Source organism: Gammaproteobacteria bacterium, assembly GCA_021647245.1.
Taxonomy (GTDB): Bacteria; Pseudomonadota; Gammaproteobacteria; order RBG-16-57-12; family RBG-16-57-12; genus JAFLJP01.
Genome location: JAKIVC010000029.1, coordinates 1 through 18,067, shown reverse-complemented (window position 1 = coordinate 18,067; position 18,067 = coordinate 1). Strand labels below are relative to the sequence as shown.

Here is an 18,067-nt window from a genome sequence, read left to right as displayed (position 1 = left end):
ACAATATGAGTCGCGCAAAGGTCTCATAATACCAAAAAAGGGGGGATATGCCTAAGCACAACCTCCCCTTCGCTGTTTCAGATTATTCCAGAAAAATCAGTTTTTGCTTTTATCAACAATTTTCTGGATCCAAGGCATCATTTCACGCAGTTTAGCGCCCGTCTGCTCAATGGGGTGCTCTGCATTCAAACGCCGCATCGCCGTCATTTCCGGATAGCCTGACTGACCTTCCAGAATAAACTTCTTGGCGTATTTACCTTCCTGAATATCTTTCAGTGCCTGGCGCATCGCCATGCGTGACTCTTCATTGATAATCTTAGGGCCAGTAACGTATTCACCATACTCGGCATTATTGGAGATAGAGTAGTTCATGTTGGCAATGCCGCCTTCATACATCAGATCAACAATCAGTTTCAGCTCATGCAGGCATTCAAAGTAGGCCATTTCGGGCGCATAACCGGCTTCGGTCAACGTTTCAAAACCAGCCTTAACCAGCTCAACTGCGCCGCCACAGAGTACCGCTTGCTCACCAAATAGATCGGTTTCGCACTCATCGCGGAAAGTTGTTTCGATAATACCGGTACGACCACCCCCCACACCAGAGGCATAAGAGAGTGCAATCGCTTTAGCATTACCTGACGCATCTTGCTCAATGGCAATAAGGTCTGGGATACCACCACCTTTAACGAATTCAGAGCGCACGGTATGGCCGGGTGCCTTAGGTGCAATCATAATCACATCCAGATCTTTACGTGGTGTCACCTGGTTGTAAATAATTGAAAAACCATGGGCAAATGCCAATACCGCACCCTGCTTCAGATTGGGCTCTACCTCTTCCTTGTAGAGCTGACCTTGAAACTCATCAGGTGTCAGGATCATAACCAAGTCAGAGGCTTTAATCGCCTCTGCAACCGGCGCAACTTTCAGACCAGAGGCTTCTGCTTTGGCCACTGAAGTGGAGCCAACGCGTAGACCAACAACAACATCGACGCCTGAATCTTTCAAATTATTTGCGTGCGCGTGACCTTGCGAGCCATAACCGATGATGGCTACCTTCATACCTTTAATGATAGAGAGATCACAATCTTTATCGTAATAGACATTTAGAGACATTATTTTACCTTTCCTAGTCGTAATTTACCCATCGAGCAGTGGCCCAATGTGTGTTAATTGTACACTGAGATCTTTGTTTGTATATCCACTCTTACAAAGAGCCTCTCACTAAATATGCAGTGACTTCTCACCACGTAAAATCCCAGAGACACCTGAGCGCACTGTCTCTAATATTTTCACATCGGCCAGCGCCGCCATAAAAGCCTCCAGCTTATCGCCGGTTCCGGTCAGCTCAATCGTATAGGTCGTAGTGGTCACATCAACAATGTTGCCACGAAAAATATCGACCAGGCGCTTAACTTCGTCACGGGCATCTGCTGTTGCTGCCACCACTTTAATGAGCATTAACTCACGTTCCACGTGCTCACCTTCCACTAGGTCAATCAGCTTAACCACCTCGATCAGCTTGTTTAGCTGCTTGGTGATCTGCTCAATAATCTGATCAGAACCACGGGTAACCAGTGTCATTCGTGACAAAGAAGGATCTTCTGTGGGTGCTACTGTCAGTGACTCAATATTATAACCACGCGCCGAAAAAAGCCCGGCAACACGAGAAAGAGCACCCGCTTCATTTTCAAGGAGAATCGATATGATATGTCGCATAATTATACCAAAATCATTTCATTAAGACCGGCACCCGCTGGAATCATCGGGTAAACATTTTCTGTTTGATCCGTTACAAAGTCCATAAACACTAGGCGATCTTTCAGCTTCATCGCTTCGATCAAGGCACCCTCAACATCGCCGGGCTTTTCAATACGCATCCCCACATGGCCGTAGCTTTCAGCCAAAGCAGAAAAATCAGGCAGAGCATCCATATAAGACATGGAGTAGCGGCTCTGGTAGAAAAACTCCTGCCACTGACGCACCATACCCAAGTAACGATTATTAAGGCTTATAATTTTAATCGGCAGTGAATATTGTAAACAGGTGGAGAGTTCCTGAATATTCATCTGAATACTCCCCTCCCCGGTGATACAGGCAACCGTTTCACCCGGGTGCGCTAACTGCACGCCCATCGCCGCAGGCAAACCAAAGCCCATAGTGCCAAGGCCGCCCGAATTAATCCAGCGGCGTGGCTTATCAAATTTGTAGTACTGTGCAGCAAACATCTGGTGTTGCCCCACATCAGAGGTTACAAAGGCATCACCCTGGGTAATCTCCCACAGCTTCTGCACCACATATTGTGGCTTAATGATCTCGTCGCCCTGAGTAAACTTAAGGCAATCCATTGCTCGCCACTCATCAATTTGCTTCCACCACTCAGCCAGCGCCTCTTTCTGCTCGGCAGGCTGCTCAACCTCGGCCAACAGCACCAACATATCTTTCAATACACTGCCGACCGTACCTACAATAGGCACATCAACCGTGACATTTTTTGAGATAGAGGCCGGATCAACGTCCACATGAATAATGCGCGCATCGGGGCAAAACTTTTCAATATTACCGGTTACCCGGTCATCAAAACGTGCACCAATTGCGATCAATACATCCGTATGGTGCATCGACATATTCGCCTCATAAGTGCCGTGCATACCCAGCATACCCAGAAATTGACGCTCTGTAGCAGGATAAGCTCCCAGCCCCATCAAAGTATTGGTCACCGGGAAGTTCAGCTTTTGCGCCAACTCAACCAGATATTGAGAGGCATCATCCAGCACCACACCACCACCGGTATAAAGAACCGGGCGCTTCGCCTCCAGCATCATCTCGACAGCATGTTTAATCTGCCGTGGGTGCCCTTTAGTAACGGGATGGTAAGAGCGGATATCCACACTCTCAGGATAAGCGTACTCGCATTTATCTGCTGTGACATCTTTGGGAAGGTCGATCAACACCGGCCCAGGGCGACCCGTCAAAGCGATATGGAAAGCTTTTTTTATGGTCTCCGCCAGATCCTTAACATCTTTAACCAAAAAATTATGTTTCACACAGGGACGGGTAATGCCTACTGAATCAACCTCTTGAAAAGCATCATTACCGATCATATTAGTGGGCACCTGGCCGGTGATCACCACCATGGGAATCGAGTCCATATAAGCGGTGGCGATACCCGTTACCGCGTTGGTAGCGCCCGGCCCGGAGGTGACCAAAACCACACCCGGCTTGCCGGTAGAGCGCGCATAGCCATCGGCAGCATGGGTCGCCGCCTGCTCATGACGCACCAAAATATGCTCAACCTTATCCTGCCTATAAATAGCATCGTAAATGTGCAGCACTGCACCACCCGGATAACCAAACAGGTATTTGACACCCTCATCGGCGAGGCTGCGACAAAGAATATCGGCACCACTCAATTCCACACTCAATCTCCCGTAATTCAACTTCTTCGAGCTAAAAAACCCAAGCCGTCGATTATACCTAATTCACCACAAAACGCACATACCCAGATTCAATCACCCTATAATATGCACATCCATTACTCTACAATGGGGCTATTGCCCCTATAAATGCAGACAACAAAATGCCACTACTCACCATCAAAACCAATCGATCGCTCACGACAGAAGAGCAAAAAAGTGTACTTAGCCACGCATCAGCCCTTGTGGCAACACTTTTAGAAAAGCCTGAAAGCTACGTCATGGTGTTACTGCAAACAGAACAGTCACTTATGCTTGCAGGCAACCCGCAGCCCTGCGCCCTGCTTGAGTTAAAAAGCCTTGGCCTGCCTGAAGAGAAAACAGCTGAATTTTCCAAGTCACTGTGTGAAATGGTCAAGCAGCAATTACAGATTCCCAGCAACCGGGTCTACATCGAATTCAGCAACCCAGCACGCCACCTGTGGGGCTGGGATAGCAGGACATTTTAATGCGCTCAAATTTTTTTATTATCGGCATTATTATTGCCGCTGCCGCTATTTTTGGCTCACAAGTGGCTGGTGACCACTGGCAACAGCTCAAGGAAAAAATACCCGCACTACCCGAAGCACTACAAGCGCTGTTAAATAAACCAGCAGATAAAATAACCGAGAGCACCACCACCGCCTACAAATGGCAAGATGCCGATGGCAACTGGCAATTTGGTGATACCCCACCACCCAATAGCACTTATGAAACAACCAATATCAGCCGCGTTCAAAGTGTTGAAATGCACATACCAGAAGAGATCAAACAACAACCCGCTGAAACGGAGACTCCACAAAGCACCTCACCCATCACCCCCTTCACCCGCCCAGACAAGGTAAAGCAGCTTCTTGACAATGCCCGCGCTATCGAGCCACTACTGGAGCAGCGTAAACAGGCAATGGATGCGCAAATCGATAACCCCTAGCAAACAAGCAGCAGCACCAGAATCAACTCGACCAACAGCAGCGCCGCCATATTGGCCCACAAATGGGGTGTCAGCCGCTCACCATTGGTTCCATATTTAAAGCCACCCACCACAGCATAAAGTGCCAACAACATCGGCACCATCGCCCAAGGCGCCGACTCTGGCAGCTGGCCAATAATATCCCCCATGCCGATGACATACAGAACACCCAGTGAAAAAACCACATGCACCACACTACTGCGCTTGGTGCCGAAAACCACCGGAAAATAGAAACGCCCCAATTCGCGATTCAGGTGATAATTAGGATATTGATTCAACAAGAACAGATTACAAATCAAAAAGAAAGTGGCCAGCGATATATAAAGTGCATCAAAATCATACTGGCCCGTCAGCGCATAATATGCGCTCACCGTCAGCACCGGGCCCAATATGGTTCCGGGAAGAATCAAGCTGATATGTGGCTTACGCATCGACCAACGGTGGTAGAGCAGCATCATCAACAGCGAAAAAATTATTGGAAAGAGTAGTTCAACCCCCTTCATCCAGACAAAGTAGCCGCCCAGCAGCAGAGCCAAGGTGATCGCGGTGATGGCTGCTCTCTTCAGCAACCCGCTCTGCGCCTCAACCAAACAACTGGTATTATTAAATGGCATCGCCGCAGCGCGGGAGGAGAAGCCACTGGTCAGGTCGTAATAACCACATAAAAGGTTAAAGCCCGCATGGGCCAACGCAACCCCTAGCAGCAGCAGAAAGACCTCCAGCGGTACCACTGCAACCCCATCGTGATGGACAACAGCAAGTGCCAGCAGCACCGAAAAAATGCCCACCAGTACCATCATAGGCCGTGAACCCCGCCACAACGCAAGCAGGTTAGAAGTCATAAATAGTGCCTCGATCAATCAACAAGCTCGCCATGCTACCGAAAAGCCACAACGCAAGCCAGCATCAACCGCAGATACCCTGAGATCTTGGCACGAGAAAGGCGCGAGAATTGGGGAGATACTTCAGGAGAGATAAAATATTATACGAATTCAGGAGAGATGGAGCACTAAGATGGTTTCACATCACGATCAAAACAAGCGGTGCCCATTCAGATGAGCCATTGGAACAATGGCCGCCACTCCAGATAAAACACCCAGCAGATTCAAAACAGCCGCATCTCAAGCACGCCTAATACGAACCACCGTCATAATCTCCATCTCAAAACCGGCAACCTCTTCACTGTCACAGTAATAGGTCATATTAATCTGCGCCCCAGCAAGGGATTTATATTTACTTTTACGTTTATATTTAAACGGCACATCGACACCCTCAACCATCACCGTATTGATCATCCATTCACCACTGCGGCGCTGCACATGGGAGACGACATTTAACATCTCAGAATCAATCAACTGATCATGCTTCTTTAACAATTTATTGGGGTCAGAACACATCACGCACATCCAGTCAGGGCAAAACAGCCATTATAACCCTAATCTCCAGATAGAAAAGCGATATAATGTGTAAGGGTTTGGTTTCACGGTGGCATAAGAAAGAGCAACCCGCACCCCCAAACTCAGCGACTATGGCTCTTCTCCGGTCTTGTGAGTGAAAAAAAGATGCAAACTATCATGCAATCTGTTGATATATAAGGTTTTTTACAACTTCATATAGAACAGGATATGAGTATCGACATTGAGCTGGCACAGGTGTTTATCAGCAAAAATGAGCGATGCCTGGAGTCTTGTGAGTTCGTCGACAAGGGATACCGCTTCACTCAGCGCTTGCCATATGGTCAGCGGCCTGTGTCGCCACATGGGCATTCAGGCCATTGCTAGGCATTTGGGATTACACTGGGAAACCGTAAAAAATATCGATAGAGCTTACCTGGAAAAAACGCTTCCGGCACTTGACCCTACACAGCTTACAGGCCTGAAATATAGTGGTGTTAATGAAGTGGCCTGGGCGAAGGGGCACGACTACATCACGGTCGTCTACGACATGGTTGGCGGTCATTTGATCTGAGTGGGAACAGGCCGAATGGCGGTAGCGATGGATATAGGGCCTGCTTACCAAAAATCAGAAAGTGAACCCCCTTTTTTACTTATTTATTTCTTATATTTAACGTATAGCTTAGGGGTTATGTTCGCTCTTCGTAAACCGCTTCAACAATAAAGGTGCCTTTATCCATGGTGAAAGGCACGGTAATCACCGGCTCAGTAGATTTATGGGCAATCAGATGTTTTTCGCCCACAATCATGACCGGGAGTGAAACTTCGAAGCGCAGCCCCTTATCTTCCAATTGGCGCTTGGCATCCCCGATAACCATATTGGCTAGTTCACCGGCGAGGTCAATGGTCATATGGTCAATGGTGGTATGCTCATCGGGTAGCATTTTGTTAGCAATGAAGAGGATAGCCTCTTTATCGAATGAGAGGGCGACCGAGGCTTGCGCTTGTCGACCTGACATGGAAATTAAGCCGGTAACAATACCGGGTGAATCCTGCATGGGTGGGCGTATTGACGCCTTGCCTGACTGCACATTTAAACGTGCCATGGTTGACAATACGATATCGACAGATCGAATCACTGTATTGAGAAAGCTAAGATTCACACGTGCTCCTTGGTGAGAATGTGTTTGTGGATCAATTGCTCTCTATGGCGGCTTGCCTCAGGTAGGCTTTAACGTGAAAAAAAGGGTGCGAAAAAAGGGGTCAAATGCAATATTGACTTTTTTCACCACAAGGAGACCTCTAATCATTCATAATTGCATATCTTGATTCCAAGACCTGCCGCTTCTGCGTTGTATCTCTTCGCAGTCGCTCGCCACAAGGTGAGTTAAGCTTGCTCAATAGAGGGTGTGCTGGGAGTATTCTGTGCGATTTTACCTTGGCCCGAATATTTTATGAATTTGCGCGAATACCATGCAGAGGATTGGTTTTACGGGGAAGTTTCCGAGAAAATTCGGCATCAATGATTTCGCACCGAAAGAGGGAGCATATAGGACATATGTGACCGTTTACGTACGAAAGCAACCCAGCATTGGGGCAAAAGATGAACACACTGAGTCGTTACTGCGGAATTTAATAAGTATCCGTATGGGCTTAATGGAGTTGGTTGTTTGCACCATAGATCACCCGCTCTTCTTCTGCCTGTGTGTGCTCAGAGAACTCAGCGAGGCGCTCGAGTAAGGCGGCCACTGTTTTGCGCGAAAGCCAAGCTTCACCCAGCGCTATCGCTTCAATCGCCTTTACCAGAAATACACCACAAGCCTCTTGCTCCAAATACCCCTTTGCTCCGACTGTAACCCCATCAAGAATCAGCTCTTCATCAGTGAAATTAGAGATCAGGAGTATTTTTCCTGCTGCATTTTTAATATTAATCATGCGAATCAAGCCCAGTGAAACTTCTGCCTGTTCGGCAAAGTCCATGATCAAAACCCGTGGCTGCTTTTCAAGCAGCGGCAGTGCGTCGTGCAAGTGCTCAGAGGAGCCAATGATGTGAACACCTGCGGCCATGAGCGGCTGCTCTAATTTTTCGCAGATATCACAAATTATCTCGCCCACTATGACAACATCCGTCATATGCCTTCCTTTATTTGATCACTCAATACATCGACAAAAACCGTACTGCCCTATAAACCTATCACAACCTGAAAAATTCACACCGAATTATCTGAGCTGGCAAAACGATTGTTCACAGTCTCTACTCAGCATGTGGGCTCTTCTAGTGATTCATGAATACGCTGAAGAGTTACTGCCAGCTCTTAGTCGCCCATTCACGGGATTGCTCCAGATTTTTTTCAACACCCTGGCCAATTTCATACATGTGAGAGACCATTTTCATGGCATTGTGATCCCCTGTTTCTGCTAGGCGCAAATACCAGTAAAAAGCCTGTGGTTCATTCTTATGAACCACCTTGCCGTCAAGATAGGTTTGTGCGAGGTAATTCACGCCCTCAAGGCAACCGTTTTCAGCAGATGCTTCAAACCACTCAAGTGACTTTTCAGGCTCGTCAGACCAGTAGATAAAACCCAGAAAATATTGTGATGCCGCCTCGCCGCTATTAGCGCGGATCTGTAGCTGGTTCAACAATTCATCTCGCCGCCCCTGTTCAAGGTAGCTTTGTACCTGTGCCATGGATATTCCATCATCTAGGCAGGAGTCAATGGCCGGGCTGCAACCCGCCATACCGAGCAATATAAAAAGTGCGATAGGTCGTTTTATATCCAACATTTAGAATAGGCTTCCTGAAGGGAGGTAACGCCACTCGCCTGGTTTTAGCTTCCCCATCGAGACACGGCCAATCCGGATCCGCAACATTGAAACTACGTTCAAACCAACCTGCTGGCACATGTATTCAATTTGCCCTGGGCGGACATTTTTTAGTGCGAAGCGTAAGCAGTGGTCACTCTGCCAGCTCACTTTGGCGCTGGGCAGTTGCCAACCCTCTTGCATCATGGGCTGATTGAGCAGGTCGATGCCATCAGCGGCTATTTCACCCGCCACCTCCACTACATACTCTTGCTCATTTTTGCTGGCATCATCAATCAAGCGGCGCAGGATACGGCCATCCTGAGAGAAAACCAGCAGCCCGGTTGCCCCCGATTCCAGTGGTACGGTTGGCCGCTGGCGGGCCAGATGACGCTTAAGCAAGGTGATGCCTGAGCCATCATCCATCGAGCGTGTTTGTGGGGTAATCAGTGGCAACGCCGCTGCGGGGGCTGCCAGGTCATAGCCATCCTGCTGGTGAAACAGTATTGTGGCGGGTATGACGGGGGTCAGTGTAGCATTCGTATGCAGCTCGATTTTCTCCGATGTGACCTTAAATTGCGGCTGGTCGACCATTTCACCATCCACCCGCACCCAGCCCCCCTCAATATATTTTTGTGCTTCACCACGGGAGCACTGAATCAGTGCCACCAGCCGTTTATCAAGTCGTATCGGTTCGCTCATAGTCCGTTGCCCTGTGGCTTTGCTAAAGCCGCTGCGCGCTTCGCCCTTATGGCCTCGGCGCGGGCCACTGCCTGCGCCCGTGATGAGATGTTATTAGGGTAAACTTTTTCATCAACCCGCACGACTTTTTCGGCACAGGGTTGAGCACTACTCACCACCTCACCCTCCGGTAGTGTGCATTGATAGGTGGCCGCATAAGCCGGCATCAGCAGCAGTGATAAGAGTAAAAAACAGAACCATTTCATCATGTTAACCTTAGAAAAAAACTTTAAAATATTCAGCCCGAGATAAATCTTAACACCCGGCGGATAAAAACCAACCGTAGAGTTCCACTCTTCCTGCTAATTCGCTACCATTGCGCCAGCAAATATCTGAATCAGAGTACCCGCATGATACCGCGTTTAAATGCAATATTAAGTAAACAGCGCCAAAAGGCCGTCTATCTGCGCGACCACGCGGTGGGTTTCAGCATCTTTAAGTCCTTTACGTTCCTGCTGATTATTTTAATCGCCCACGCTTTTTTAATGACACTGTTCGAGGGGTTATCATGGGGTGATGCTGCCTGGCTAACCCTGACCACAGCGACCACGGTGGGTTATGGTGACATCTCTGCAACCACAACAGCGGGGCGCTGGACAACAGCGCTGCTGCTCTATTGCGGGGGGATTTTTGTGCTCGCAAATTTTGCAGGCGAATATTTGGAGGCACGCAATGAACGTAAATCACGAAAAATCAAAGGTCAGTGGAGCTGGAACATGAAAAATCACATCGTCATTATTAACACCCCTGCACACGGCGGTGACCGTTTTTTCAAAATGCTGATCACGCAGATTCGCAATGATAGCAACTATGCAGATATTCCAATTCAAATCATGACCCGCCAATACCCCAACGCACTGCCCCGTGAGCTGAGGGATCTTGGCGTAATCCATTACCACGGCGCGCCCGATGTTGATGAGAGCTTCAAAATGGTCAACATCACCCACGCCAAACACATTATTGTGTTATCCAAAAATGAACATGAAAGTATTTCAGATGCCCTGAGCTACGATATTATTGCGCGATTGGCTGACCTGGATTTGGATAAGAACAAGGTGATTGTCGAGTGTGTGGAAGATGGTAACCGTGCCCGTTTTCACCGGCTCGGCTTCAATACCGTTATCAGGCCGATACGAGCTTATCCTGAGGTGCTGGTGCGCACGTTGGTTGCCCCTGGGTCTGAGCAGCTGTTGGAAGATCTGTTTACCCATAGCGGCGCGCACCCACGGCGTTATCCAGTAGAGATTAACAACACCTCATGGGCAGATATTGTGGTTCGTATTATGCAAGCGGGGTTGGGCACTGCCATGTCATATATCAATCAAGAAGGGGAGGCCATCACCAACCCCAGTCCAAATTCACAGGTCACTACCCGCGCCCTGATCATCATGGTCAACGCGGATACCCTGCCGAACGATCAAGATATTAAGCATTGTCTACAATCCGCAATCGAGGCGATACAGCTAAGCAGTGACCACTCGACAGGCCGCTAAAACCGCTCAGTTATCCGGGTTTTCTGCCTTATCCATCCAGTAGCGGTATTTCTGATAATCCATCGGCAGACCCCACCACCCTTCGCGGTAACCCGCTGCCAGATATTGCTGCGCTTCGATCACATTGTTTTGTGCCGCTATTTTGTAAAGTTCAACTGCTTTTTGCTCGTCAAACGCCACCTCAACACCACTGTGATACATGATAGCCAGGTTGAAAATAGAACGAGAATCGCCCTGCTCTGCCAGTGATTGCAACGTCGGCAGTGCCTGTTGGTACTGTTGATTTTTCAGCTGGGTTATCGCTTCTTCATACTCATCATTCACAGCCTGTGCGGTTGAAAACAGTATAGCCATCACAAACCCGGAGATTATCTGCTTTTTCATCTCTCATCCTCAATAACATATTACAGCGTTGGTATTTTCCACTTCATCAAGACAGAGGCATATCGCACATTGCCCACCCGCCCATTTCCTGATTCCAATATCGACAGGCCGGATAGATACTATAATAATTTTATGGTTATTTATCCGACACTAAAAAGCAGCCATCCCCAAGGTGCGGCAATTTGCCACATTGCATGACCCACTCCTTATTAGCATTATCTAATGCACGCCGGAAAAATAAATAATTAAGGAGTGAAGATGCTTCAATTCAAACAATCAATGTTAATCGCTTTAGGATGCCTCTATCTCTTGTTGATGACGGCCTGCAATAGCAGCCCGGATAAGAGTGAACCCGTTGACAGCAGTGTCAGCGTCACTGAACAGCTTGAATTTGAGTTATCCCCGCTCTCTTCAGGTGACCCCACCTTCACCTCTGAGCATTTTTCCGGCTCGACAAACTGCGTCATGTGTCACGATGGATTGAGTGATGAGGCGGGCAATGATGTCTCCATTGTAACGGACTGGTCATCCACCATGATGGCCAATGCGACCCGTGATCCATTTTGGCTGGCCAAGGTACGCAGTGAACTCAATCGCAACCCTCAACTGGCCGAGCTGATTAACGATAAATGCACACGTTGCCACGCGCCCATGGCGAATGAAGAGATTCGTCGCAGCGGTAACACCCTCTCTATTTTTGACGACGGTTTCTTGAGTGAGAGCCATCCGCGCCACGATGCGGCAATGGATGCCGTCAGCTGTACTTTATGTCATCAAATTACAGACAACCCTCAGCTGGGCACCGCCGACGGTTTCTCCGGCCACTTTGAGATCAATGAGGCTAAAACCATCTACGGCCCCTACGATAATGTATATACCCAGCCAATGATTAATCACACCGGGTATACGCCAACCTATAGCACCCATGTGCAAAAATCTGAACTCTGTGCAACCTGCCATGAACTAAAGACACCGTATGTGGATGGGTCGGGAGCCATCTTGAGTCAAACTTACGCAGATGAGTTTCCTGAGCAAACACCCTATAGCGAGTGGCTCCATAGTGATTATGCCGAACTAAAGAGTTGCCAGGATTGTCATATGTCGCGCACAGACGGTGTCATTATGGCGACGCGTCCTCGCTGGTTAACCACTCAACGAGACAATTTTGCGCTTCATGACTTTATTGGTGCCAACAAGATGATGCTGGATATTTTTGATAAGAATCGCGACCAGCTCGGCATTCTTTCAAATAACTTTGCCGAGACCATCGCCAAAACGGAAACAATGCTATCCAACGCGGCCAGCATTCAGCGACTACAATCCTCCTTGGTTAATGGCCAGTTGGGTTTCACCTTGAAAATAGAGAGCCAGACCGGGCATAAACTACCCAGCGGATACCCTTCACGCCGCGTGGTACTACATGTAACAGTGCGTGACAGTGGCGGAGATATTGTTTTTGAATCTGGCCGGCCCAATGAGAATGGCAGCGTAGAGGGTCTGGATGCGGATAGTGACCTATCCCGCTACGAGCTGCACCATGATCTCATCACCTCCGCAGACCAAGTACAGGTGTATGAAGCGATTATGGGCAACAGTGACGAAGAGGTGAACTATACCCTGCTGCGTAGCATGAAATACCTAAAAGATAACCGCATACTCCCCACGGGGTTTAATAAAGAGACAGTGCCCAATGACGTTGCGGTAAAAGGTCATGCACGCACTGACCCCAACTTCATCGGCGGCAGTGATCAAATCAGCTATCGAATCGATGGGCTACCCACGGGTAGCTACACCATCACGGCTGAGCTGCTCTACCAAACCTTATCCTACGCATTTGGTCAGGACCTATTTCAGGACTCAAGCCTTGAAGTTGCAGACTTTGAAGCGATGTATAGCGCCTCTACTTTCAAGTTTGTACCCATGACAAAACTACAGTTTCAGATACCGTAGTCGAACCGACCACGGGGCTAACTTAGCGACGATTACCCAACAAAAACCAGAGGAGACAAAAATTGAAAACTTGCCGCATTAGAAAGGGTGTATTTAGCACCGCCATGATCACCCTGTTGTTTTCCAGCCCAACAATCGCCGAACAGAGCGAGCCGTTGGTGTTGCAAAAAATCATGTTTGATATGGGGCAGGAGATGCAAAATATAACGGCCGGTATTTCAAGCGAAGATTGGCCGCGAGTAGAAGAGGCGGCACTGAAAATCGCAGACCATCCCAAACCCCCGGTGAGTGAGCGAATGCGCATTATGAGCCTTCTGGGAACCGAAATGGCGGCCTTCAAAGAGGGGGATATGGCGACACATCAATCGGCCCGCAAGCTTGCTGAAATCGCAAAGCAAAAAAATGGCCAAGCGGTCATCTCTGCCTTTTCGGTACTTCAGAACAACTGCCTGAGCTGTCATGAAACTTACCGTGAAAAATTTCAAGCGCATTTTTACGGCAAACAGTAAAATATTTCATAAATCGAATCCAGCCCAAGCAGTGAGCATAAAACCGCTAGGAGGCCTGTCGGACTGAGATGATCGCAGCGAGGGAAAGCCATTTTGAGTCCATTTTTTTGATCGTTTGAGGTTGATATTAGGCATATTCAACGAAAAAGATCGGAGAAAGGGACCGGAATGGCTTTTCCGCAGTCGATTCACCCTCAGTCCGAGGCTCTCCTAGGCTGGATTTAAATAGTGCTGCTTAACCACCGTATTCAACACCCTTACCCAGCGTTCTGAAAACTGTGTGGATTTATTATTGTTCAGCTCCAGTATGGCGCGCATCACTGAGCGTTTATGCAGGCGATCAGCCCTTGGTCGCGTCAGTGAGATATAGGCATCTACCACACTGATGAGCTGAGCACCCTCGCAGATAGCATCACCTTTAAGTTGTTTCGGATAACCGTTGCCATCGACGCGCTCATGGTGTTGCAGGATCATCTCGCTCACCCCCTCCCATCCGGAGAGGCGCTCCACCAATTGTGCAGCAACCAGTGGGTGGTTTCGTAACTGTGCCAGCTCGCTCTCATTCAATCGTTCATTTTTTGAGATAATAAATTCCGGCAGCAAGCCCATGGCAAAGTCGTGCAGATAGATGGCGGCGGTAAGTTTGTAGGGTTCAACCGGTGTTCCGGCCAGTGCATTCATCTCCATGGCCAGGGCCAATATCCGCTCTCCCCGCCCCTGCCAGAAAATGGAGCGTTGCTCGCACTGCTTCATCAAAAGATAGAAGTAATCCAGATCACCCTCTAATCCACAAGAGGCGGCCGAATCGGCTTCGCCACTCTCTGCAGAGAGGTCAAAGTCACTTCCTAGATCGTCAAAACTTTCACTCAGCAGGCAGAGGCTATACTGAATGGCGGCGTACTGTTCACCCCCCTGAACACTACTGATGTCGGTCAGGCTCTCTTCAATTTTTTTGTTTTGCTCAACCTCTTGAGACTCCCCCGCAACAAAACATTGCACAATGGTGTTAAGGCGATCCATTGAGAGCAACACGACCTCACCCAGCTGGGGAGAAAAACTCATCGTACCCACGCGTAATACTTGCAATAGCTCCTCAAGCGAGTGTGCAAACTGTGAGACCGGCTCCATTTTGCAAAAACAGGCGTTACCTTTAATGGTATGGACAGCACGAAATATATTGGCCAACAGCTCCTGATCATCCGGACCCGCCTCCAGGCGCATCAAATCCCCCTCAAGCTCCCGCTGTTTTTCAACAAAATCTTCGAGGAAATCTTTTAGCAGATCGCCATCAACCTCTGAGTCATACTCTAACGCCATAAAATCAATATCCCATAAAGATAAAAATGTATCGCCATGACCATCGACAAAACCCGCCATTAATTAACATTAAATTCTATATTTTTATTACCCATACGAAACACCCAGAAGAGATAGCTATGCTAGAATATCTCACTCCTTATTTGACTATTGAACCCAGACAACCATGACCGCCGCACTCTCTATTCACGCACTTCAAAAAACCTATAAGAGCGGCTTGACCGCACTTAATGGCATCGACCTGACAGTCGAGCAAGGTGATTTTTTCGCCCTGCTTGGGCCCAATGGCGCAGGAAAATCCACCACCATCGGCATCCTCAGTTCATTGATCAATAAAAGTGCCGGAGAGGTATCGATATTTGGTCACAATATCGACCATGAGCTGGAAGCAGCCAAGTCATGCATTGGTTTGGTGCCGCAAGAGTTCAATTTCAATGCGTGGGAGCCAGTGCAAGAGGTGATTGTTAATCAGGCCGGTTATTACGGCATCGACCGCACCACGGCGACCCAACGCGCAGAAAAGTATCTCAAACAGCTTGGATTGTGGGAAAAGCGCCGCACCATGTCGCGCAATCTTTCGGGAGGGATGAAACGACGTTTGATGATTGCTCGAGCACTGGTACATGAGCCGAAGCTACTTATTCTGGATGAACCCACCGCAGGGGTCGACATCGAAATACGTCACAGCATGTGGAAGTTTCTAAAGGAGATCAATGCACAAGGCACCACGATTATTCTCACCACTCACTACCTAGAGGAGGCAGAGAGCCTGTGCCGGAATATTGCGATTATTGATCAAGGTCGAATTATTGAAAATACCAGCATGAAAAAACTGCTAAACCAACTCAACAATGAAGCGTTTGTACTGGATCTTGCCGAACCCATTGAGGTGCTTCCCACCATTGCCGACCATGCTATCAGCCTCATTGACCAAACCACCCTTGAGGTACATATCCCTAAAGAGGCGGGCATCAACAAACTCTTCGAAGCACTCAGCCAACACAACATTAAAGTATTAAGCATGCGCAATAAAAGTAACCGACTGGAGCAGCTTTTTTTGAGCCTGGTAAATCAACACAACGGTGGCCAATAAAATGACGGCATCAGAAAAATATATCGCCTTCCAGACCATACTCATTAAAGAGGTCATGCGCTTCATGCGTATCTGGATGCAGACCATTCTGCCACCGGTCATCACCACTTCACTCTACTTTGTCATTTTTGGTAGTCTGATCGGCTCACAGATTGGTGACATGGAGGGTTACAAATATATGGATTATATTGTGCCCGGCCTAATATTGATGGCGATTATCACCAACTCATACAGCAACGTAGTCTCCTCATTTTACAGCGCAAAATACCAAAACCATATTCAGGAGATGCTGGTAGCCCCCCTACCGAGTTACATCATCCTCTGCGGCTTTGTTGCCGGTGGTGTTGCCCGTGGCCTAGTGGTTGGTATCGCGGTGACCTTAGTGTCGCTCTTTTTTAGTGACCTCAACATTGCTCACTACGGCATCACCATCGCCATTGCGCTGCTCACCGCCATTCTCTTTTCACTGGCAGGCCTGGTTAACGGCATCTACGCCAACTCATTTGATGACATCTCCATCGTCCCCACCTTCATTCTGACTCCCCTCACCTATCTGGGTGGAATCTTTTACTCCATTAGCATGTTGCCCGAATTCTGGCAGAGCGTCTCACTTGCCAACCCGATCCTCTACATGGTCAACGGCTTTCGTTACGGCATATTGGGCAGCTCCGACATTACCCCCTTCGCCTCATTTGGCCTCATTCTACTCTTCATTGCCGGACTCTCCCTTTTTGCACTCTGGCTTCTCAATACGGGCAAAGGCACCCGCAGCTAACGTGTAGTGGTCAACGACTACCGAACAATAAGTTAAGTTTTTCTTCCGCTATCACGGGGAATAACCCTTAGATTATACTGATGGGGTCGATCAACATTGTAATACTGCATCATATATGCCTCTTGCAAAACTATTTGGCAGTCCACTTGGTCACTGCATGTTGTGACTTTAAAACATCGTGGGGAACCGCCCCGTGCGGAGCCGCATGCGGGATGGTGTGGGGACTGAGGGTAGAAACCCTTGGCTACCCGATTAGATGCTTTATTTCACTTTCAAAGCTCATTACAGCGCAGCCTACTTGAAGCCTCATAAAACAAGCTTAAATTTTTAACTGAATAATAATCCAACATATTAGGGTTAAATTATCACCTCCTAAGCTCTGTCCGTTGATCTATTTGCCGTGACATCATACAGACTGCCAGAAACATATTTATGTAGAATGCTGGCTACCAATGTTTGATACGGCATACCTTCTTCTAATGCTCGCCTTTGAATAGCAGCAAGATCTCTCCCTGATATTCTTATATTTATTCGTTTATCTTTCTTGAATGTTTGGGCTGCTGATTGCTCAATAAATTCTTTACGAGAGTGCGGCATGTCTGATTGAAACTCACCCGCTTCAAAAGCTTCTAATATTTCTTGCTCTTCTGCATCCAATTGAAGTTTTTTCATTTTTTACCTCCAAGGTATTGCCGGGTTACTTTCCTGCTTGGAATAACCGTTTTCAAGAATATTTCTTCATCATTTTCGACATAGGGAACCAAGTGCACATATTGATCAATCGAAACTACAAACACTCGCTGATGTGGATGTTTTTCTTTGTTTGGATGCAAAACATCATCCAATAATCCACCAGACTGCAAGTAAAAAACAACATCTTCAAATGAGATGCCTCTTCTTTCAATAAGAGCTTGGTTTTTATCTCTTGGATTCCAATTGATAGGTTTCATATTTAAAGGCCATAGCATAAATGTGTGCCTATTGACCTCACTTAAATGATATTTTTAACTTCCTGAAACCTAAATCCTGCAAGTAAGCACACCGCAAATCACCCCCCCCAAAGTGATCACTTATTGGCCTGAGGGTGGTGGATTATCACCCACCCTCAAGCTAAAGAAGCAGAATAACGCCCTCGTTGTTCTTTCTGCTGAACGAGTCGAGTGTTTTTTTGTTCGCTCAATGCAGA

22 protein-coding genes are annotated in these 18,067 nt (G+C 47.9%); 8 read left to right on the top strand and 14 right to left on the bottom strand.

Features of this window, described 5'->3' with window-relative positions; all coding sequences use genetic code 11:
- Nucleotides 1-96 precede the first annotated feature (96 nt).
- From ilvC to L3J94_09445, 3 genes are all read right to left on the bottom strand, one after another.
- Entirely contained in the window at nt 97-1,113 is a 1,017-nt protein-coding gene (ilvC, locus tag L3J94_09455; protein ID MCF6218960.1) for a ketol-acid reductoisomerase, read from the bottom strand.
- A 108-nt stretch (nt 1,114-1,221) separates the two neighbouring features.
- Nucleotides 1,222-1,716 (bottom strand): acetolactate synthase small subunit, encoded by a 495-nt coding sequence (gene ilvN, locus L3J94_09450; GenBank protein MCF6218959.1) that lies wholly within the window; start codon nt 1,714-1,716, stop codon nt 1,222-1,224.
- Nucleotides 1,717-1,718: 2 nt separating this feature from the next.
- On the bottom strand, nt 1,719-3,416 hold the full coding sequence (locus L3J94_09445) for an acetolactate synthase 3 large subunit (GenBank protein MCF6218958.1): 1,698 nt from the start codon (nt 3,414-3,416) through the stop codon (nt 1,719-1,721).
- A 161-nt stretch (nt 3,417-3,577) separates the two neighbouring features.
- On the opposite strand from L3J94_09445, the gene L3J94_09440 reads away from it, so the two are divergent.
- Together L3J94_09440 and L3J94_09435 are read left to right on the top strand one after the other, a co-directional pair.
- Nucleotides 3,578-3,922, top strand: a complete 345-nt coding sequence (locus L3J94_09440; protein MCF6218957.1) for a phenylpyruvate tautomerase MIF-related protein — start codon at nt 3,578-3,580, stop codon at nt 3,920-3,922.
- Nucleotides 3,922-4,383, top strand: a complete 462-nt coding sequence (locus tag L3J94_09435) for a DUF4124 domain-containing protein (protein MCF6218956.1) — start codon at nt 3,922-3,924, stop codon at nt 4,381-4,383. The genes L3J94_09440 and L3J94_09435 overlap by 1 nt, the downstream gene beginning before the upstream one ends.
- Here L3J94_09435 and L3J94_09430 read toward each other — a convergent pair.
- Nucleotides 4,380-5,264, bottom strand: a complete 885-nt coding sequence (locus L3J94_09430) for a prenyltransferase (GenBank protein ID MCF6218955.1) — start codon at nt 5,262-5,264, stop codon at nt 4,380-4,382. The genes L3J94_09435 and L3J94_09430 overlap by 4 nt on opposite strands.
- 279 nt (nt 5,265-5,543) lie before the next feature.
- Nucleotides 5,544-5,819 carry a hypothetical protein gene (locus tag L3J94_09425; GenBank protein ID MCF6218954.1) on the bottom strand — a complete coding sequence of 92 codons (276 nt, stop codon included), beginning with the start codon at nt 5,817-5,819 and terminating at the stop codon, nt 5,544-5,546.
- A gap of 292 nt (nt 5,820-6,111) precedes the next feature.
- Between L3J94_09425 and L3J94_09420 the strand changes: the two genes are divergently transcribed.
- Nucleotides 6,112-6,390: a hypothetical protein gene (locus L3J94_09420; protein ID MCF6218953.1), complete on the top strand. Its 279-nt coding sequence runs from the start codon at nt 6,112-6,114 to the stop codon at nt 6,388-6,390.
- A 115-nt stretch (nt 6,391-6,505) separates the two neighbouring features.
- Here the strand turns inward: L3J94_09420 and L3J94_09415 are convergent, their stop codons facing one another.
- The 5 genes from L3J94_09415 to L3J94_09395 all read right to left on the bottom strand — a co-directional run bounded on the left by L3J94_09415 (nt 6,506) and on the right by L3J94_09395 (nt 9,566).
- Nucleotides 6,506-6,979: a chemotaxis protein CheX gene (locus tag L3J94_09415; GenBank protein MCF6218952.1), complete on the bottom strand. Its 474-nt coding sequence runs from the start codon at nt 6,977-6,979 to the stop codon at nt 6,506-6,508.
- Between the two features lie 490 nt (nt 6,980-7,469).
- Nucleotides 7,470-7,949, bottom strand: coding sequence for a hypothetical protein (locus L3J94_09410; protein ID MCF6218951.1), 480 nt, complete (start codon nt 7,947-7,949; stop codon nt 7,470-7,472).
- A gap of 169 nt (nt 7,950-8,118) precedes the next feature.
- The gene (locus L3J94_09405) at nt 8,119-8,601 is read right to left on the bottom strand and encodes a sel1 repeat family protein (GenBank protein MCF6218950.1); all 483 of its coding nucleotides are present in this window, start codon (nt 8,599-8,601) and stop codon (nt 8,119-8,121) included.
- The gene (locus L3J94_09400; GenBank protein MCF6218949.1) at nt 8,602-9,321 is read right to left on the bottom strand and encodes an rRNA pseudouridine synthase; all 720 of its coding nucleotides are present in this window, start codon (nt 9,319-9,321) and stop codon (nt 8,602-8,604) included.
- The gene (locus L3J94_09395; GenBank protein ID MCF6218948.1) at nt 9,318-9,566 is read right to left on the bottom strand and encodes a hypothetical protein; all 249 of its coding nucleotides are present in this window, start codon (nt 9,564-9,566) and stop codon (nt 9,318-9,320) included. The genes L3J94_09400 and L3J94_09395 overlap by 4 nt, the downstream gene beginning before the upstream one ends.
- A gap of 144 nt (nt 9,567-9,710) precedes the next feature.
- Here L3J94_09395 and L3J94_09390 point away from each other — a divergent pair, with 144 nt between their 5' ends.
- Nucleotides 9,711-10,853, top strand: a complete 1,143-nt coding sequence (locus L3J94_09390; GenBank protein ID MCF6218947.1) for an NAD-binding protein — start codon at nt 9,711-9,713, stop codon at nt 10,851-10,853.
- Between the two features lie 6 nt (nt 10,854-10,859).
- On the opposite strand, the gene L3J94_09385 is transcribed toward L3J94_09390, so the two are convergent.
- A complete protein-coding gene (locus L3J94_09385; protein MCF6218946.1) occupies nt 10,860-11,237 on the bottom strand; it encodes a hypothetical protein in 378 nt (125 codons plus the stop codon).
- Nucleotides 11,238-11,495: 258 nt separating this feature from the next.
- Here L3J94_09385 and L3J94_09380 point away from each other — a divergent pair, with 258 nt between their 5' ends.
- Nucleotides 11,496-13,187 carry a cytochrome c family protein gene (locus L3J94_09380; GenBank protein MCF6218945.1) on the top strand — a complete coding sequence of 564 codons (1,692 nt, stop codon included), beginning with the start codon at nt 11,496-11,498 and terminating at the stop codon, nt 13,185-13,187.
- Between the two features lie 62 nt (nt 13,188-13,249).
- On the top strand, nt 13,250-13,696 hold the full coding sequence (locus tag L3J94_09375) for a cytochrome c (protein MCF6218944.1): 447 nt from the start codon (nt 13,250-13,252) through the stop codon (nt 13,694-13,696).
- A 210-nt stretch (nt 13,697-13,906) separates the two neighbouring features.
- Here the strand turns inward: L3J94_09375 and L3J94_09370 are convergent, their stop codons facing one another.
- The gene (locus tag L3J94_09370) at nt 13,907-15,073 is read right to left on the bottom strand and encodes an Hpt domain-containing protein (protein MCF6218943.1); all 1,167 of its coding nucleotides are present in this window, start codon (nt 15,071-15,073) and stop codon (nt 13,907-13,909) included.
- Nucleotides 15,074-15,179: 106 nt separating this feature from the next.
- Here L3J94_09370 and L3J94_09365 point away from each other — a divergent pair, with 106 nt between their 5' ends.
- Together L3J94_09365 and L3J94_09360 are read left to right on the top strand one after the other, a co-directional pair.
- Entirely contained in the window at nt 15,180-16,106 is a 927-nt protein-coding gene (locus tag L3J94_09365; protein ID MCF6218942.1) for an ABC transporter ATP-binding protein, read from the top strand.
- Nucleotide 16,107: 1 nt separating this feature from the next.
- The gene (locus tag L3J94_09360; protein MCF6218941.1) at nt 16,108-16,881 is read left to right on the top strand and encodes an ABC transporter permease; all 774 of its coding nucleotides are present in this window, start codon (nt 16,108-16,110) and stop codon (nt 16,879-16,881) included.
- Nucleotides 16,882-17,253: 372 nt separating this feature from the next.
- Here the strand turns inward: L3J94_09360 and L3J94_09355 are convergent, their stop codons facing one another.
- Nucleotides 17,254-17,553 (bottom strand): hypothetical protein, encoded by a 300-nt coding sequence (locus L3J94_09355; protein MCF6218940.1) that lies wholly within the window; start codon nt 17,551-17,553, stop codon nt 17,254-17,256.
- On the bottom strand, nt 17,550-17,831 hold the full coding sequence (locus L3J94_09350) for a BrnT family toxin (GenBank protein ID MCF6218939.1): 282 nt from the start codon (nt 17,829-17,831) through the stop codon (nt 17,550-17,552). Before L3J94_09350 ends, L3J94_09355 begins: the two co-directional genes overlap by 4 nt.
- Nucleotides 17,832-18,067: the final 236 nt, after the last annotated feature.

Bases quoted from the DNA above. Each gene is read 5' to 3' on its own strand.
- ilvC (MCF6218960.1), bottom strand. From the start codon at position 1,113: ATGTCTCTAAATGTCTATTACGATAAAGATTGTGATCTCTCTATCATT.
- ilvN (MCF6218959.1), bottom strand. From the start codon at position 1,716: ATGCGACATATCATATCGATTCTCCTTGAAAATGAAGCGGGTGCTCTT.
- L3J94_09440 (MCF6218957.1), top strand. From the start codon at position 3,578: ATGCCACTACTCACCATCAAAACCAATCGATCGCTCACGACAGAAGAG.
- L3J94_09435 (MCF6218956.1), top strand. From the start codon at position 3,922: ATGCGCTCAAATTTTTTTATTATCGGCATTATTATTGCCGCTGCCGCT.
- L3J94_09430 (MCF6218955.1), bottom strand. From the start codon at position 5,264: ATGACTTCTAACCTGCTTGCGTTGTGGCGGGGTTCACGGCCTATGATG.
- L3J94_09425 (MCF6218954.1), bottom strand. From the start codon at position 5,819: ATGTGTTCTGACCCCAATAAATTGTTAAAGAAGCATGATCAGTTGATT.
- L3J94_09410 (MCF6218951.1), bottom strand. From the start codon at position 7,949: ATGACGGATGTTGTCATAGTGGGCGAGATAATTTGTGATATCTGCGAA.
- L3J94_09405 (MCF6218950.1), bottom strand. From the start codon at position 8,601: ATGTTGGATATAAAACGACCTATCGCACTTTTTATATTGCTCGGTATG.
- L3J94_09400 (MCF6218949.1), bottom strand. From the start codon at position 9,321: ATGAGCGAACCGATACGACTTGATAAACGGCTGGTGGCACTGATTCAG.
- L3J94_09395 (MCF6218948.1), bottom strand. From the start codon at position 9,566: ATGAAATGGTTCTGTTTTTTACTCTTATCACTGCTGCTGATGCCGGCT.
- L3J94_09390 (MCF6218947.1), top strand. From the start codon at position 9,711: ATGATACCGCGTTTAAATGCAATATTAAGTAAACAGCGCCAAAAGGCC.
- L3J94_09385 (MCF6218946.1), bottom strand. From the start codon at position 11,237: ATGAAAAAGCAGATAATCTCCGGGTTTGTGATGGCTATACTGTTTTCA.
- L3J94_09380 (MCF6218945.1), top strand. From the start codon at position 11,496: ATGCTTCAATTCAAACAATCAATGTTAATCGCTTTAGGATGCCTCTAT.
- L3J94_09370 (MCF6218943.1), bottom strand. From the start codon at position 15,073: ATGGCGGGTTTTGTCGATGGTCATGGCGATACATTTTTATCTTTATGG.
- L3J94_09365 (MCF6218942.1), top strand. From the start codon at position 15,180: ATGACCGCCGCACTCTCTATTCACGCACTTCAAAAAACCTATAAGAGC.
- L3J94_09360 (MCF6218941.1), top strand. From the start codon at position 16,108: ATGACGGCATCAGAAAAATATATCGCCTTCCAGACCATACTCATTAAA.
- L3J94_09355 (MCF6218940.1), bottom strand. From the start codon at position 17,553: ATGAAAAAACTTCAATTGGATGCAGAAGAGCAAGAAATATTAGAAGCT.
- L3J94_09350 (MCF6218939.1), bottom strand. From the start codon at position 17,831: ATGAAACCTATCAATTGGAATCCAAGAGATAAAAACCAAGCTCTTATT.